At 61.9% G+C, this 16,415-nt stretch carries 16 protein-coding genes; 3 read left to right on the forward strand and 13 right to left on the reverse strand.

Annotated elements, in window-relative coordinates; translation table 11 throughout:
- Positions 1 to 8 precede the first annotated feature (8 nt).
- Together HPQ62_RS09750 and HPQ62_RS09755 are read left to right on the forward strand one after the other, a co-directional pair.
- Positions 9 to 953 carry an ABC transporter substrate-binding protein gene (locus tag HPQ62_RS09750; protein ID WP_174802340.1) on the forward strand — a complete coding sequence of 315 codons (945 nt, stop codon included), beginning with the start codon at positions 9 to 11 and terminating at the stop codon, positions 951 to 953.
- A gap of 153 nt (positions 954 to 1,106) precedes the next feature.
- Positions 1,107 to 1,310 (forward strand): hypothetical protein, encoded by a 204-nt coding sequence (locus HPQ62_RS09755; protein WP_174802341.1) that lies wholly within the window; start codon positions 1,107 to 1,109, stop codon positions 1,308 to 1,310.
- Positions 1,311 to 1,426: 116 nt separating this feature from the next.
- Here the strand turns inward: HPQ62_RS09755 and HPQ62_RS09760 are convergent, their stop codons facing one another.
- The 4 genes from HPQ62_RS09760 to purE form a co-directional block, all read right to left on the reverse strand.
- On the reverse strand, positions 1,427 to 2,068 hold the full coding sequence (locus HPQ62_RS09760; protein ID WP_174802342.1) for a tetratricopeptide repeat protein: 642 nt from the start codon (positions 2,066 to 2,068) through the stop codon (positions 1,427 to 1,429).
- 56 nt (positions 2,069 to 2,124) lie between these two features.
- Positions 2,125 to 2,250 carry a type B 50S ribosomal protein L36 gene (gene ykgO / locus HPQ62_RS09765; RefSeq protein WP_018064355.1) on the reverse strand — a complete coding sequence of 42 codons (126 nt, stop codon included), beginning with the start codon at positions 2,248 to 2,250 and terminating at the stop codon, positions 2,125 to 2,127.
- Positions 2,251 to 2,376: 126 nt separating this feature from the next.
- The gene (locus HPQ62_RS09770; protein ID WP_174802343.1) at positions 2,377 to 3,441 is read right to left on the reverse strand and encodes a 5-(carboxyamino)imidazole ribonucleotide synthase; all 1,065 of its coding nucleotides are present in this window, start codon (positions 3,439 to 3,441) and stop codon (positions 2,377 to 2,379) included.
- A 3-nt stretch (positions 3,442 to 3,444) separates the two neighbouring features.
- On the reverse strand, positions 3,445 to 3,948 hold the full coding sequence (gene purE, locus HPQ62_RS09775) for a 5-(carboxyamino)imidazole ribonucleotide mutase (RefSeq protein ID WP_174802344.1): 504 nt from the start codon (positions 3,946 to 3,948) through the stop codon (positions 3,445 to 3,447).
- A gap of 259 nt (positions 3,949 to 4,207) precedes the next feature.
- Between purE and HPQ62_RS09780 the strand changes: the two genes are divergently transcribed.
- Entirely contained in the window at positions 4,208 to 4,381 is a 174-nt protein-coding gene (locus HPQ62_RS09780; protein ID WP_174802345.1) for a YdcH family protein, read from the forward strand.
- 107 nt (positions 4,382 to 4,488) lie between these two features.
- Here HPQ62_RS09780 and HPQ62_RS09785 read toward each other — a convergent pair whose 3' ends face one another.
- The 9 genes from HPQ62_RS09785 to HPQ62_RS09825 all read right to left on the reverse strand — a co-directional run bounded on the left by HPQ62_RS09785 (position 4,489) and on the right by HPQ62_RS09825 (position 16,380).
- Positions 4,489 to 4,851 (reverse strand): DUF6665 family protein, encoded by a 363-nt coding sequence (locus tag HPQ62_RS09785; RefSeq protein ID WP_174802346.1) that lies wholly within the window; start codon positions 4,849 to 4,851, stop codon positions 4,489 to 4,491.
- An 80-nt stretch (positions 4,852 to 4,931) separates the two neighbouring features.
- Entirely contained in the window at positions 4,932 to 6,650 is a 1,719-nt protein-coding gene (locus tag HPQ62_RS09790) for a S1 family peptidase (protein WP_174802347.1), read from the reverse strand.
- Positions 6,651 to 6,789: 139 nt separating this feature from the next.
- On the reverse strand, positions 6,790 to 8,496 hold the full coding sequence (gene rpsA / locus HPQ62_RS09795; protein WP_174802348.1) for a 30S ribosomal protein S1: 1,707 nt from the start codon (positions 8,494 to 8,496) through the stop codon (positions 6,790 to 6,792).
- A gap of 169 nt (positions 8,497 to 8,665) precedes the next feature.
- A complete protein-coding gene (cmk, locus tag HPQ62_RS09800; protein WP_174802349.1) occupies positions 8,666 to 9,298 on the reverse strand; it encodes a (d)CMP kinase in 633 nt (210 codons plus the stop codon).
- 236 nt (positions 9,299 to 9,534) lie between these two features.
- Positions 9,535 to 10,374 (reverse strand): DUF4167 domain-containing protein, encoded by an 840-nt coding sequence (locus tag HPQ62_RS09805; protein WP_174802350.1) that lies wholly within the window; start codon positions 10,372 to 10,374, stop codon positions 9,535 to 9,537.
- 403 nt (positions 10,375 to 10,777) lie between these two features.
- Positions 10,778 to 11,710 carry a peptide chain release factor N(5)-glutamine methyltransferase gene (gene prmC / locus HPQ62_RS09810; protein ID WP_244629624.1) on the reverse strand — a complete coding sequence of 311 codons (933 nt, stop codon included), beginning with the start codon at positions 11,708 to 11,710 and terminating at the stop codon, positions 10,778 to 10,780.
- The gene (gene prfA / locus HPQ62_RS09815) at positions 11,637 to 12,719 is read right to left on the reverse strand and encodes a peptide chain release factor 1 (protein WP_174802351.1); all 1,083 of its coding nucleotides are present in this window, start codon (positions 12,717 to 12,719) and stop codon (positions 11,637 to 11,639) included. The genes prmC and prfA overlap by 74 nt, the downstream gene beginning before the upstream one ends.
- Before the next feature lie 60 nt (positions 12,720 to 12,779).
- Complete coding sequence (gene ptsP, locus HPQ62_RS09820; protein WP_174802352.1) at positions 12,780 to 15,047, reverse strand: phosphoenolpyruvate--protein phosphotransferase; 2,268 nt, start codon at positions 15,045 to 15,047, stop codon at positions 12,780 to 12,782.
- A gap of 82 nt (positions 15,048 to 15,129) precedes the next feature.
- Positions 15,130 to 16,380 carry an aspartate kinase gene (locus HPQ62_RS09825; protein WP_174802353.1) on the reverse strand — a complete coding sequence of 417 codons (1,251 nt, stop codon included), beginning with the start codon at positions 16,378 to 16,380 and terminating at the stop codon, positions 15,130 to 15,132.
- Between the last annotated feature and the right edge of the window lie 35 nt (positions 16,381 to 16,415).

Genomic DNA, 16,415 nt, shown 5'->3' on the forward strand with positions numbered 1-16,415 from the left:
AGACTGACATGTTGAAAACGATCGCGCTCGCAGCGATGCTTTCCCTTGCCCCCGCACTGGCGAACGCCGCCGACAAGCTTCAGGTCATTCTGGAGTGGTATGTGAACCCGGACCATGCCCCGATGGTGATTGCCGCCGAGAACGGCTATTTCGAAGAAGCGGGCCTCGATGTGGAACTGGTGCCGCCGGCCGATCCCTCGATGGTGCCGCGCATGGTCGCCGCCGGCAAGGCCGATATCGGCATCCATTACCAGCCCAACCTCTATCTCGATCATGACGCGGGCATCGATATCGTCCGCTTCGGCACGCTGGTTGCGACCCCGCTCAACACGCTGACGGTGCTGGCCGATGGCCCGGTGACCGACCTTTCCGCCCTCAAGGGCAAGAAGATCGGCTTCTCGGTATCGGGCATCGAGGACGCCGTGGTGGCCGCCATGCTGCAATCCACAGGCCTGACCAGAGACGACATCACCCTCGTCAACGTCAATTTCGCGCTCACCCAGTCGCTTCTGTCCGGCCAGGTGGACGCCACGATCGGCGCCTTCCGCAATTTCGAGCTCACCCAGATGCAGATCGAGGGTGAAGAGGGCAAGGCCTTCTATCCCGAAGAGCACGGCGTGCCGGTCTATGACGAACTGATCTATGTAACCCGCAGCGACATGATCGGCGACGACCGTCTGCCGCGCTTTCTCGATGCGGTGGAAAAGGCGACGATCTTCATCACCAACCATCCGGAAGAGGCCTGGGAGAGTTTTGCGCGCGCCTATCCCGACCTCGACGACACATTGAACCGGCAGGCCTTCGCCGACACGATCCCCCGCTTTGCCAAGCGCCCTGCCGCCAGCGATGAAGAACGCTATCGCCGTTTCGGCGCCTTCATGGCCGAGAGCGGCCTGATCGGCACGGCGCCCGATGTGGATGCGATTTCCGTGTCAGTTCTTAACGAAAAGTAAACCGGCCTCAAATTGCCACAAAAGAACTTTAGAAAGAATGGAAAGAGGCGGCCGGGTGGCCGTCTCGCCATTCGGTCTTTTGTTCAGAAATCCGAGGCGTGCCTCGCAAAGATCGATCTCTTGTCTTGTAGTTGCCGCGTTTGGAGATCGGACATGAAACTTGCCGGCCTTGTGCTGGTTGTGGTCGGGCTTGCCGGCCTGACCATCCGTCTATTGTTTTCCTCATACCGCGATGTTGCGGGCACGATCGAGGGCAGCCTTCTGACCCCGCTGTCCCATCTGGTGATCGTTGCAGGCGCCATGCTTCTGGCGCTTCACCTCGCCTTCCGGGTGCTCCGCCACGTCATGCATCACTGAAGCGGGCGCTGCGCCTACGGCGCATTCACGCCCGCCGCCGGTGAAGACGCGCCGAACGCGCCGCCCGTCCCTGTCCCGCGTACAGAATGAGGCGTGTTTAACTAGAGGCAACCGCGTCAGATCCGCTTGCCCGCGCGCTCATGTTCCGTGCGCTGGATGAAGGCTGCCACGTCCCGGTCTGCCGGATAGAATTCCAGATAACGCCGCCATACCTCGACCGCCGCATCTTCCCTGCCGGACCTGTCGAGGATCGTCGCCATCAGCCCCAGCGCGCCAAAATCACGCGGTTCCAGCGCAAGCGAGGTGCGGATGTCGTCCATGGCAGGGGCGAGGTCGCCATGGGTATAATGCAGCACCGCGCGCTTGCGGTAAGGCGCTGGCTCTTCCGGCCGCAAGGCAATCGCCTCGGACAGGAAATCGAGCGCTGCCGCGGTTCGTCCGCTGTTTTCGGCATCATCCGACCATTCGATCAGCAGGGAAACGGTCGCACTTTCGGAACGGTCGAGATATTCGTCGATCTGGCGGGCGATGCCGGCGGCGCGCGTCGCATCGCTGGTGCGCTTCAGCCGCGCATAGAGCCCATCCAGCGGATCGGCCTGATCGGCATCCGGCAGATCGGCTGCGCCCACATCAGGCTCGGAAGAGCCGGGCATCACCAGATCGGCGGAAGGGGGGACGGCAGTCTGCGCATGGGCGGCCTGCGGGCCTGCGGCGGCTGCGGAAAGAAAAATCAGGAATGCAGACGTAAAAATGCGCATGACGGGAATGGTATCCCGTCATGGCAAAAATTCAAACAGATTTCTGACCGCTGGTCTCAGCCCTGACGGGCCTTGAAGCGGGGGTTCTGCTTGTTGATGATGTATACCCGGCCCTTGCGGCGCACCAGACGGTTTTCCCGGTGACGGGACTTGAGCGCCTTGAGCGAATTCTTGATCTTCATGTTTTCGATCCGCTGTTTGTGCCGCTCTCGACTGATCAGTAAAGGCGGTCTGCATTGATATCCAAAGACGCACGTTTGACCGCGCGCCTGACTGTGGCCGGTACCTATAGAAGGATTGCCGCCAAGTCAACCGTTACGGCGCTTTTCGATGACGGTTACGTGGCCCATCTTGCGACCGGGCCGGGTTTCGGCCTTGCCATAGAGATGAACCAGCGCCGCAGGCGTCGCCATCCACTCCGGCAGCGCGTCCATGTCGTCGCCGATGATGTTGTGCATCACGCAATCGCTGTGGCGCACGGGATCGATCAGCGGCAGTCCGCAGATGGCGCGGATATGCTGCTCGAACTGCGAGATCACGCAGGCCGCTTCCGTCCAGTGACCGGAATTGTGCACGCGGGGTGCAAATTCGTTGGCAATCAGCCGGCCATCACGGGCAACGAAAAGCTCAAGTCCCAGGACACCGACATAACCGAGCTCGCCGGCGAGACGTTCGGCCGCTTCCAGCGCCTTCGCGCTGATGTCATCGGACACATTGGCAGGCACGCGCGACACCCGCAGGATGCCCTCCCGGTGCTCATTCTCGGCCGGATCGAAGCAGACCACCGCGCCATCGGTCCCCCGAGCGGCGATCACCGAAATCTCGCGGTCGAAATCGATCCATTCCTCGAAAATCGCCGGCGCGCCGGCAAGCTCCGCAAACGCCTTTTCGGGATCATTGGCCGTGCCGGTGAACACCCATTGCCCCTTGCCGTCATAACCGAAGCGGCGGGTTTTGAGCACGCCGCGTCCGCCGAACGCCTCTAGCGCTGCGACGAGATCCTCAAGAGAGTCGACCGGGCGGAAACCGGCGGTCGCAATGCCGCTGTCGTTCAGGAAACGCTTCTCGGTCAGCCGGTCTTGCGAGATCGATAACGCGCGGGCGGGCGGATAGACAGGCCGCTCGGCAGAAAGCAGGCTCGCGCTGCGCTCCGGCACGTTCTCAAATTCGTAGGTGATGATGTCTGAGCGGCGGGCAAGCTCCATCAGCGCTGCCTCGTCATCATAATCGGCAACCAGATGGTGGCTTGCGACCTGCGCCGCCGGGCAATCTTCCTGCGGCTCCAGCACGATCGTCCTGATCGCAAGCTGCGCCGCCGCCATGGCCAGCATGCGGCCGAGCTGGCCGCCGCCGATGATACCGATGGTCTTCATGGCTCAGTCGTCCTTGTCGATCGGATGTTCGGCGACGCTTGCCGCCTGACGCGCGCGATATTCATCAAGCCGCCCCGCGAGCTCGAGATCGGACAGCGCCAGAACCGCGGCGGCCAGAAGCGCGGCATTGACCGCACCCGCCTTGCCGATCGCAAGCGTGCCGACCGGAATGCCGGCCGGCATCTGCACGATCGAGAGCAGGCTGTCCTGACCGGAAAGCGCGCGTGACTGCACCGGAACGCCGAACACAGGCAGGGGCGTCAGCGCCGCGATCATGCCCGGCAGATGCGCCGCGCCACCGGCGCCCGCGATGATCACCTGAAAGCCGTCGCCGCGCGCGGCGCGGGCAAATTCATACATCCGGTCCGGCGTGCGGTGAGCCGAGACGATCCGTGCTTCATAGCCCACGTCGAGAATATCGAGAATGTCGGCGGCACTCTTCATGGTCTCCCAATCGGACTGGGATCCCATGACAATGGCGACTGGCGGATTTTTGATCGGGCTCATCGGCGTTCCATGATTTCAACAAAATCGGCGAGTGTGGCAAGGCCGGTCGGCGCGGCGCCAGCCCTGCAAAAGGCTCTATCATCAATCGATTCCGGATGAAAGAAGCCGCCGGAAGGACCTTCCGCGGCATGCGACGCATTGCCCGCACAAAATCACATTTCCGCCTTCGACAAACGTCTGAGATCGTGGCATCCTGATATTGCACTTTGATGACAAGGCGCCGCATCCGGCGGCCCCATAAAAGGAAGGATGTTTGCAAATGACAGTTCAGACTCACCTTGCCGCTCTTGAGGAAAAACACTCCGAACTTGAAAAGAAGCTTCACGCCGTGATGACTTCTCCTTCCAGCCACGACGAAGAAATTGCCTCCATCAAACGCCGAAAACTCCAGCTCAAGGACGAGATGGAGCGTCTTCAGCACGCCGCTTATTAAGACACCAGCGTGTCCTCAAACGCCCCGGCAAGTCCGGGGCGTTTCTGTTTCGAGCGGCATTTCCAGAGATAGGTTGTTTCGTTTTCGACAGGGGCGCTGCTTCCGCATCACCGTCCATTGTTGCGGGCGCGCTGATCCGGCTTCTTCATGACCCCGATCCTGACCATCACTTCCTGCGGAATATCGTAGGTCGCCTTCAGGTGATGATCGGTACGAAGCCCGAGGTAATCGCGCTGGATGAACAGTGCAAAGGCGCGATCAGCCGCCTCCTGCACCAGTTCGTCGCGGTTAAGATTGGAACCCGGCGTCTCATCGTGGCGCTTCAGCGCCGCAAGCGCCTCCTCCAGCCGCCGCCCGATCCGCCCCAGCGCCTGCGCCGTCTCCTGCATGATCTCGTATTGCAGGGCATCGAGATCCGGGTCGAGCGGCTTGCTGCCGGTGCCGGGCAGTATCGGTTTCCTGGTGGCCATCACGCGTTCCTTTCACTGCACCAAGATTGGCCGGAGAGGCAGCAAGATCAAGACCCGCGAAGCCCTGGCCATCACGATGATCAGTAGCACTCGACGAGGACCGTCGCCTTCAACAGCTTGTCGGCCAGGTCTTCCGGCGCAAGCGGCTGATCAAGGGCCGTCTGGCTGAAGCCGATCCCGTTTGCCTCCGCAAAGATCCGCGCAATGCCGCCGCGCACGCCGAAATTGACATTTTGCGGCAGATCGCCGGTCTTGTCGGCCACATAGAGCCCGTCCATCTTGGACACGACCACACCGACGACCTGACCATAGCGGTCGACAATCGGACCTCCTGAATTTCCGGCCTGAACCGGCGCGGTGATCTGCAGTTCCGTCACATTGTCATCCATGCCCTTCAGCGCGGACACGGAGCCACGGGTGACATTCAGCGTGCTGAGAAGACCATTGAGCGGAAAGCCAGCCACCGTCACATCGGAATTCAAACGCGCAGGCGCGGTTGCAAACGCCAGCACGTCCGCCACCTTCGGCAAGCCGTCATCGCTGCCGAGAACGGCGAGATCGAGCTTGGTGTCGATCGCGATCACGCTCTGGGTTCTGCCTGCAACCTTCAGCGCGCCGCAGCCCTCGACCACATGGGCATTGGTCATGATATTGCCGTCGGCATTGATGTAGAAGCCGCTCCCGGATGCCGCGCGCGCCGCTGGCTGCTTCTGCTCGGGCTCTGCGGAGAGTGTCTCTCCGCTGTTCTTTTCATCCTCCATCTGCGCAAGCGCCTCCAAGAGATAGTCCGCAAGCCTGCCATCCTCCGGCAGCGAAAGATCGGTCTGGGAGCCGGAACGGTAGCTTGCAATCATCAGATTGGCAGGTGCCTGGCCCGCCTCTTCGTCCGCCCGGAAAAAGGCGGTACGGGCAGAGCCCCCATCAAAATCCGAGCGCTGATAGACGAGCCGCGCGCCATCCGCGAAGGCCGTCACCCAGAACGTATCCTTTCTGACCAGATAGGGAGGCTCGCTGAAAAATTGCGCAAGGCTTGTCACCATATCGGCATGCACCCTCCTGGCCGCGTCGCGCGTCATCGGCCTCACCAGCGCGCTGAAACTGCCGTCATTGGCGATGAGCTCCAGCCCTTGCAGGTTGCCGTCGACGATCCGTGCCTTGTTGTAGGGGATCTCCAGCGAGAACCGCATGCCGGCATCGTAGTAGGTGATCCAGCCGTCCTCCTCGATCTGCGCTGCCGCCCAGGCCGCCAGAACCGACGCATGCAGGTTCAGGGGCAGCATCCCGAATTCTCTTGCCGCCCACTGTTCAAGGGCGGCCTGCGAGCCTTTTCCCCATTGGCCATCGAGCCGGCCGTCATAATCGAGAGAAAGCGCCAGCGCGCCCTGCAGCAGGCGCTTTTCGTAGAGATTGAGGCTGCGCGCATCGAACTCGGCAAAGAGGTCGCCGGGCGGCGCTGAAGGCGATGGGAGGCGCAGATCCGTCTCCGACCAGATGCGGGTGACATAGCGATTGCCCGTCGAGCAATAACTATCAGAAGGGATCAGATTCCGGTCCTTGCGCTGGGCGAGGATGAAGTCTGCGTCATCGGCGGCGATATAATCGACGACCATCGCATACCAGCCATTTTCCGAGAGGAAGATCTCGGAGATGTGCTGATCCTGATGGGCAAGCCGATAGTCATGCGCTTCCGCGAGGGTGGGGCGCGAGGCGACCACCACCGCACAGCGGCCTTCCGGAAAATCCACCGCCATGGCGGCGGACGAAGAGATCAGGAGGAAGATGAAGACCAGCAAACGCATGGAACGCCCCGTGAGTGCAGCACAGGCTTCCATCGTGCGCGTCTTTTGTGCCGGAAGGCAAGCGGGTCGGCGGCGGTGAAAACAAAAAACCGCCGGGCGTTGCCACCCGGCGGCTTCTTATTCGTGAAGCAAGCAAAGCTTACTGGTCGTCGCGGCTCTTCAGAGCAGCGCCCAGGATGTCGCCGAGCGAGGCGCCCGAGTCGGACGAACCGAACTGAGCCACAGCTTCCTTCTCCTCGGCGATTTCAAGCGCCTTGATGGAGAGCATGACCTTGCGGTCGCGCTTGGAGAAGTTGGTGACGCGTGCGTCGAACACCTGGCCGGCCGAGAAACGCTCGGGGCGCTGATCGTCGCGGTCACGGGCCAGATCCGAACGGCGGATGAAGGAGGTGATGTCGTCGTGGTTGACGAGCTTCACTTCAACGCCGCCGTCATTCGTGCCGATGACTTCGCACGAAACAACAGCACCCTTGCGCAGATCGCCGGAAGCGGCTGCTTCAGTCAGCGAATCCTTGCCGAGCTGCTTGATGCCGAGCGAGATGCGTTCCTTTTCGATGTCCACATCGAGAACGACAGCCTTGACGATATCGCCCTTGTTGTATTCCTCGATGACCTGCTCGCCCGGACGGTTCCAGTCGAGATCGGAAAGGTGCACCATGCCGTCGACATCGCCTTCGAGACCGATGAACAGGCCGAATTCGGTCTTGTTCTTGATCTCGCCTTCAACTTCCGTACCGGACGGATGGGAGAAGGAGAAGGCTTCCCACGGGTTTTCAAGCGTCTGCTTGAGACCGAGCGAGATGCGGCGCTTGGCCGGATCGACTTCGAGAACGACGACATCGACGTCCTGCGTGGTCGACAGGATCTTGCCGGGGTGTACGTTCTTCTTGGTCCAGGACATTTCCGAGATGTGGATCAGGCCTTCGATGCCCGGCTCCAGCTCGACGAACGCACCGTAATCGGTGATGTTCGTAACCGTACCGGAAATCTTCTTGCCTTCCGGGTACTTGGCGGAGATGCCATCCCACGGGTCGGCTTCCAGCTGCTTCATGCCCAGCGAAATGCGATGCGTTTCCTGGTTGATACGGATGATCTGGACCTTGACCTGCTGGCCGATGGTCAGAAGCTCGGTCGGGTGGTTGACGCGGCGCCATGCCATGTCGGTGACGTGCAGCAGGCCGTCGATGCCGCCGAGATCCACGAATGCACCGTAATCGGTGATGTTCTTGACGACACCCTCGACAACCTGGCCCTCTTCGAGGTTCTGGACGATTTCCGAACGCTGTTCCGCACGGCTTTCCTCGAGAACGGTCCGGCGCGATACGACGATGTTGCCGCGGCGCTTGTCCATCTTCAGGATTTCGAACGGCTGCGGCGTGTGCATCAGCGGGGATACGTCACGGATCGGACGGATATCGACCTGCGAACGCGGCAGGAAGGCGATCGCGCCGTCGAGATCGACGGTGAAGCCACCCTTGACCTGGTTGAAGATCAGGCCTTCAACGCGCTCACCGGCTTCGAACTTGGCTTCGAGCTTGATCCACGATTCTTCGCGGCGTGCCTTTTCGCGCGAAAGAACAGCCTCGCCCAGCGCGTTCTCGATGCGCTCGACATAGACTTCGACTTCGTCGCCAACCTTCAGTTCGCCTTCCTTGCCCTTGGCGCCGAATTCCTTCAGCGGCACGCGACCTTCGACCTTGAGGCCGACATCGATGATGGCGACATCCTTTTCGATGCCCGTGACGAGGCCCTTGGCGACATAGCCTTCGGCCAGATCATTGTTGGCGCCGAAGGATTCTTCCAGCATTGCGGCGAAATCGTCGCGCGTGGGTGTGTGTGTAGTCATCAGAACTCCTGAACCGTACCGCTTCCGCATTGAAAGCCAGGCACGCATGCGCCGGTGGTTAGCGTTAATATCGGGCTGTCACAACACCCCTCTTTCCCTTGCGGAAAAGAGCATTCCGGCGCATGGATGCTATGAAAACCATATAAAGCGCGGGTCGCCCCGCAAAATTTCAGTGATCGGACCGTGCGTCGATTATCGCGCGCGCGGCCTGAAACGCGGCCTCTATACCCATTTTGGACGTATCAAGCAAGTGCGCATCGTCCGCGGGCCTCAGCGGGCTGTCGGCGCGGCCCATATCGCGGGCGTCGCGGATCTTCACATCTTCGAAGATCCGGTCGAAATCTGCGGCCTCGCCCCTGGCGATGATCTCGTCAAAACGGCGCCTGGCCCGCAGTTCCGGATCCGCCGTGACATAGAGCTTCACGGCGGCATCGGGACAGACCACCGTGCCGATGTCGCGCCCGTCGAGCACGGCACCCTTGCCGGTTTCGGCAAAGCGCCGCTGGGCCGCAACAAGCGCAACGCGCACCGCCGGCATGGCCGCAACCTTCGAGGCCGCCTCGCCGATTTCGTGGGCGGACAGAACAGAACGGTCCAGCCAGCCAAGATCAATCGCACCGGCCATTTCAGCGGCGATCGCCTCGTCATCCAGCGGCTTCCCGGCGTCAAGCAGTGCCTTGGCGGTGGCCCGGTAGGTCAGCCCGGTATCGAGATGGGGCAAACCGTAATGGTCCGAAAGCTTGCGCGCCAGCGTGCCCTTGCCGGCCGCTGCCGGTCCGTCGATTGCGATGATGAATGCCATGATCTGCTCCCGAAACGGCGGATGGCGGTCCAGCCGCAAAATACCGCAGTCTAGCAAGACCCGGCCTTTTGATATTCCGATTCGGAGAAAAGCGAACGTGCCTCAGCGCGCTGCGGCCCGAGAGGTCTCTTTCCTCCCCGCCCCGACCTGCCTGATAGGGGTAGGGCATCTCCCCCCTCAGGGGAGAGATGATGAACGCGTTTCCGACGAGAACCGGACGTGAGGGCTTTAGCCCTTTACTCCGAGGCAGCCTCGGCCAGTGCGGGGGCGTCCTCACGATTGCCGGCGTCATCACCGGCTTCCGCCTTCGGAGCGCGGCGGCGGCGGGCGGGCTTCTTCGCGGCGTCGCCATCTTCGGCAGCGCCGGAAGCATCGGAGACATCGGAGACATCGGAACCCTCGGGCGCATTGCCTTCGCCGGCGGTTTCCTGAGCGCCGCGCTTGGTGCGGCGGGGACGGGAACCGGCGGCAGCGCGGCGGCGGCCCTTTTCGAGAGGCTGGCCTTCGACCTCCTTGGCCGCGACCTCGGCAGGCGTTCCGTCAATCACCGGCTGCGGGCCATCGGCATCAACCGAAGTCTCCTGGCGGCGCGGATTGTTGCGCCGGTCGTTGCGGTCATTACGGTCATTACGGTCTGAGCGCTCGGGGCGATCATTACGCTCGGCGCGCTCGGGACGGTCGTTGCGCTCAGCGCGGTCGTTGCGGTCATTCCGATCGTCGCGCTCATCACCAAAGGCCTGGTTGCCATTTGCCTGATTGTCGTCGCTGTCGTCGTTGTCGGAGCGATCATCGCGCTGACTGCGGTCCTGCATCTGCGCCTGTGCGGCGGCAATGATGCGGTTGTAATGCTCGGCATGCTGAAGATAGTTTTCAGCCATCACGCGGTCGCCGGAACTCTGCGAATCGCGCGCCAGCGACATGTATTTCTCGGCCACATGCTGCGCCGTGCCACGGACCTTCACGTCCGGGCCGGTACTGTCATAGGTCCGGGTCAGCGGATTGGCGCCCTTGCGGTTGAAATTGTTGTTATTCCCGCCGCGCCCGCGTCCGCGTTTATTCTGCTGTCCTGACCTCATGAAAACTTCACCTGAATTTCTATCTATGGTCGAGCTACGCCATCTGCCGTGCGCGTGTCATGGACACACGGCGACATAGTCCCGCCGGCAGGGCTAAAACGCGCTGCCATTCGTGGAATTTAAGGACCTGAATCACGCAAAAGACGGTAAGTCACAATGAACCAACACTGGACGAAGAACCTAAGACTGCGACCAAGCGACGAATCGCTGTTTCTTTCAGTCGCCGTTTTGCGTGGCTGCAACCTAGCCCGCATCTTCAGAAATTCCAAGCCCTTTCTTCGACTGATTTCAAAAAATCTGGGCGCGGCGTTTAGGAGTCCGTTAACCTCTTGTCTGCGGAACGCCGCACAGTTTCAAAGCCTTAGATCGAATGGCGCGCGCATGCCCGAACGGCTGAAAGCGCCTACCGATCCCTGACAAACATCAACACCCGGTCATTTCCGCCGAGATCTTTCGCCGCAACCAAAAGTTTGAAGCCGGCACCTTGAAACAACTGCGTAACATCAGACTTCTGTTCGGCGCCGATTTCCAGGGCAACGACGCCGCCATCTTCGAGATGGTCATCCGCGCCATCCGCAATCATGCGATAGGCATCAAGGCCGGTTGCACCGCCATCAAGGGCGGCCTTGGGATCGAAATCGCGCACTTCCGGCTGCAGCGCTTCGATCTCTGCAGAAGCAATATAGGGCGGATTTGACACGATCATGTCAAAGCGTCCGGTAACGGCGCCGAACCATGAGCCCCTTGCGAGGCGAAGCCGGCCGGCCACCCCGTTGATCAAGGCATTGCTGCGGGCCGTTTCAAGGGCACCCTCCGAAATATCCGTCGCCACGCCTTCGGCACCCGCGCACTGGCTGAGCAGACTGATGGCGATGGCGCCGGTGCCCGTACCAAGATCGACGAAGCGCGCGCTACGGCTTTCCGCGATCCGCCTGTCGAGAAAGGCGAGGCAATGCTCGACCAGGATTTCGGTATCTGGCCGCGGCTCCAGCGTTTCCGGCGACAGCAGGAAATCGAGCCCGTAGAACTCGCGTGCACCGAGGATGCGGTAGACGGGCTCGCGGTTCTTGCGCCGCTCGACGGCGGCCGCGACAGCCGCCTGCTCGTCGGCATCGATTACACGCGCGCCTTCGGTGACCATCGCCGACAGCGACAGGCCCAGCACGCCGCTGACGAGATGGCGGGCATCCTCCTGGGGATTGTCGAGCCCATGCTCGGCAAAGATCCGCACCGTGTCGCGATAGAGTTCCGAAAGCCGCACCTCAGCGGGCCTCGCCGCCGAGCAGGGCAAGCTGCCCTGCCTGGTGATCGGCCACCAGCGCATTGACCACCTCATCGAGGTCGCCCGCAATCACGGCGTCCAGCTTGTAAAGCGTCAGGTTGATGCGGTGATCTGTGACGCGGCCTTGCGGAAAATTATAGGTGCGGATGCGCTCGGAACGGTCGCCGGAGCCAACCTGGTTCTTGCGATCGGCCGAACGGGCATCGTCGGCGCGCTGGCGCTCGATGTCGTAGAGGCGCGCGCGCAGAACCTGCATCGCCTTGGCACGGTTCTGGTGCTGCGATTTTTCCGAACTGGTGACGATGATGCCCGTTGGAAGATGGGTGATGCGCACGGCCGAATCCGTGGTGTTCACATGCTGGCCGCCGGCGCCCGATGCACGCATCGTGTCGATGCGGATGTCTTCCTGGCGGATGTCGATATCGATGTCTTCCGCTTCGGGCAGAACGGCGACGGTGGCAGCCGAGGTGTGGATACGCCCGCCCGCTTCCGTCTCGGGCACGCGCTGCACGCGGTGGACGCCCGATTCGAACTTCAGCCGCGAGAACACGCCCTTGCCGGTGACCGAGGCGATAATTTCCTTGAAGCCACCGGCATCGCCCTCGCTTGCCGACAGCACCTCCACCTTCCAGCCATTGGCCGAAGCGTAGCGCTCGTACATGCGAAACAGATCGCCCGCAAACAGCGCCGCTTCCGAACCGCCGGTACCGGCGCGGATTTCGAGCACGGCACTCTTCTCGTCCGCCGCATCGCGCGGCAAAAGCAGGATCTGAATTTCGCCGGAAAGCGTCTCCAGGCTTTCCTCCAGATCCGGAATCTCCATCTCCGCGAGTTCGCGCATCTCGCGGTCGGTCGCCTTGTCGGCCAGCATTGTCTCGAGATCGGCGAGCTCGCTTTCGGCAGCCTGATAGGCGCGGATCTTCGCCACCACCGGCTCGAGTTCCGCATATTCGGAAGCGAGCTTCACATAGGTCTCCGCATCGGGGCCTGCGGACATCCGCGCCTCGACCTCGGAAAACCGGCGTTCCAGCTCACGCATCTTGTCTTTGGGTAGCCTTGCCACGCCGGGTTCACTCCGTTGGTTATGGACGTGTTCTTATGGAGCGCTCGCGCGCTGCGCCGCTTATAGCGGAATATTGTGTTCGTTCGCAAAGCGTTCAAGCAATGCGCGCACCGGGGTTGTGTTGGCGGGATCATCCAAGGCGGCATTCACCTCAGCGCTGATCGCACCGATATCGAGGCCGAGCAGCATCGCCTTGACCGGGCCGATCGCCGTCGGCGACATCGAGACGGAGCGATAGCCGATCGCAAACAGCGCCAGAGCCGAAATCGGCTTGCTGGCATATTCGCCGCAGAGCGTCACCGACACATTGTTGCGCTCGCCGGCGCGCACGATCTCGCGCAGCATCCTCAAGAACGGCTTGCTGATTGTGTCGTACCGGTCGGAGACGCGGGCATTGCCGCGATCGATCGCCATGAAGAACTGGTAGAGGTCGTTGGAGCCGACCGAAACGAAATCCACCTCGGCCATCAGCTCGTCGATCTCGTAGAGCAGCGCCGGGACTTCGAGCATCGCGCCAAGCTCGATCTTCTTCGGCACGGGATGGCCGAACTTGACCAGATGCTGCACTTCCTTAGCCATCAGCGCGCGGGTCTCCCGCAGCTCGCCGACCTCGGAGACCATCGGCACCATAACCTTCAGCGTCTCGCCCGCCGTCGCCTTCATCAACGCGCGCATCTGCATGCGCAGGAGATAGGGGCGGTCGAGCGCCAGCCGGATCGCGCGCCAGCCCATGGCCGGGTTTTCCTCTTCCTGCGAACGGAAGTAGGAAACCATCTTGTCGGAGCCGATATCGAGCGTGCGGAAGGTCACCGGCCGGTCGCCCGCATGATCGAGGACCTGGCGATAAAAGCTTTCCTGCTCGGCGCCCTTGGGCATGCGCGAGGCGATCATGAACTGGAGCTCGGTACGGAACAGGCCAATGCCCTCCGCGCCCGAATCGTCGAGCTGCGGCAGGTCGACCAGCAGCCCGGCATTCATCATCAGCCTGAAGCGCACGCCATCGGCAGAGATCGGCTCGACCGCACGCAACGCCCGGAACTGTTCCTGCCGGCGGGCGCGAAGCCTGACCTTTTCCTCATAGGCAACGACAAGCGCGTCGAGCGGGCGGACATGTACCTCGCCGTCATCGCCATCGACGATGATGGCATCGCCGTTTTCGACCTGGGCGGCAACGCCGCTTGCCTGGCCGATGACCGGAATGCCCATGGCGCGGGCGACGATGATGACGTGGCTGGTGGCAGCGCCTTCCTCCAGCACGAGCCCGCGCAGCTTGTCGCGCGGATAGTCCAGAAGCTCGGCCGCGCCCATGACACGGGCAACCACGATGGCGTCACCCGGGAAGTTCTCGCCGTCGCGATCGATATTGCCGCCGGTCAACTGGCGCAGCAGCCGGTTCGCCAGATCATCGAGATCATGCATGCGGTCGCGCATGAAGGGATCGGTAAGCCGGATCATGCGCGCCTTGGTATCGCTCTGCACCTTTTCGACGGCGCCTTCGGCGGTGAGCCCGAGCGTGATCGCCTCTTCAAGGCGCCGCACCCAGCCGCGGTCATGGGCAAACATACGGTAGGTTTCGAGAACCTCGCGATGCTCGCCTTCGGACGGCACGTCGTTGCGCGACAGGAGCTCGTCGATCGAAAAGCGCAGCTTCTCGACGGCAGCCCTCAGCCGCGCAATCTCGGCGTCGCTGTCCTCGTTCACCAGATTGTTGATGATGATGCGTGGTTCGTGCAGCACGGCGTGGCCCAGCGCAATGCCTTCGCCATAGGCATCGCCGGAAAGCGAGACCGACCGAGTCAGGTCAAGCTCCATGCCCGGACGTGTGATCTTCTTCAGGTCGCCGGAGGCGATCAGCTCGGCAAGCAGCATCGCCGCCGTCTGCAGCGCCTCGACCTCTTCCTCGCTATAGGCATGCTCGTCGGTATTCTGGACGACCAGGACGCCGAGCGTGCGGCCGGCGCGCAGGATCGGCACGCCGAGGAAGGAGTGGTAGATTTCCTCACCGGTTTCCGGAAGGTAGCGGAAGGCGGGATGCGACTGGGCGTCGGAGAGATTGAGCGGCCGTGCGGAAGCGGCAATGGTGCCGACAAGGCCCTGGCCCATTCTGAGGCTTGCAAGGTGAACGGCATCGCGCTTGAGGCCCTGGGTCGCAAACAGCTCCAGCACGCTGTCGGCGCGCAGCACATAGACCGAGCACACCGCCGCCACCATGTTGTCGGCGATCTGGCCGACGATACGGTCGAGGCGGTCCTGGGGCTCCAATGGCTCCGCCATCAGCTCCCTCAGCCGCTTCAACAATATGCGCGGGCTCGATGCCTGGTGGTTCATCGCAGTCTGTCCCCCGGAAGAGGAAGCCGGAAGGCTTCCCTTGGTGCCCTGAGACTCACCCGGGCACCTTATGGTCTAGCGCTTATTTATCGAGACCGTAGCAGGAATGCAAAGTTCTGACGGCAAGTTCCGCATAAGCGCCGTCAATGAGGATAGAAATCTTGATCTCGGACGTGGTGATCGCCTTGATGTTGATGCCCTTCTGCGAGAGCGCCTTGAAGGCGGAGGCGGCAACGCCCGAATGCGAGCGCATGCCGATGCCGATCACCGAAATCTTGGCAAGCTCGGTCTCGCTCTGGATCACGTCATAGCCGATGTCAGCCTGCTTGGCGGCAAGTGCTGCCTTGGCCTTTTCCACGTCCGAAGCCGGCACCGTGAAGGTCATATCGGTATGGGTGCCCTCTTCCGAGATATTCTGCACGATCATGTCGACATTGACATGGGCATCGGCGAGCGGGCCGAAGATCGCGGCGGCAACGCCCGGGCGGTCTTCCACGCGGCGCAGCGAAATCTGTGCCTCATCCTTGGCATACGCGATGCCGGTTACGACTTCCTGTTCCAAAATCTCATCCTCGTCGCAAATCAGGGTACCGGGCGGATTGTCGAAATCGCCCATGCCGGGCGCATCCGGCGCATCGAAGCTTGAGCGCACGAAGGTGCGCACCTTGTGAACCATGGCAAGCTCGACGGAGCGAACCTGCAGAACCTTCGCGCCGAGCGAAGCCATTTCGAGCATTTCCTCGAATGCCACCTTCTTCATCCGCTTCGCCTTCGGCTCGACGCGCGGATCGGTGGTGTAGACGCCGTCGACATCGGTGTAGATATCGCAGCGGTCGGCCTTGACGGCGGCAGCGATCGCCACGGCGGACGTATCGGAACCGCCGCGGCCGAGCGTTGCCACCCGGTTGTCTGGGCCGATGCCCTGGAAGCCGGCGCAGACGGCAACCTGGCCCTCGCCCATGCGCTTGATGATGTCCGAGCCGTCGATATCGACGATGCGGGCCGCGCCATGGGTGCCGTCGGTCTTGATCGGCATCTGCCAGCCCTGCCAGGAGCGGGCGTTCACGCCCATCGACTGCAGCACGATCGAAAGCAGACCGGAGGTCACCTGTTCGCCTGACGAGACCACCACGTCATATTCGCGCGCATCATGCATCGGCGAGGCTTCGCGGGTCCACTCGACCAGCTCGTTGGTCTTGCCGGCCATGGCGGAGACGACGACGGCGACCTCGTGGCCGGCATCGACCTCCCGTTTCACATGGCGCGCGACATTGCGAATTCGCTCGATATTGGCAACTGAGGTGCCACCGAATTTCATGACGATGCGGGCCATTGACGACTTTCCAAACTCGATATTCTTAAGGCGCC

The organism is Martelella limonii (assembly GCF_013344475.1).
GTDB lineage: Bacteria > Pseudomonadota > Alphaproteobacteria > Rhizobiales > Rhizobiaceae > Martelella > Martelella limonii.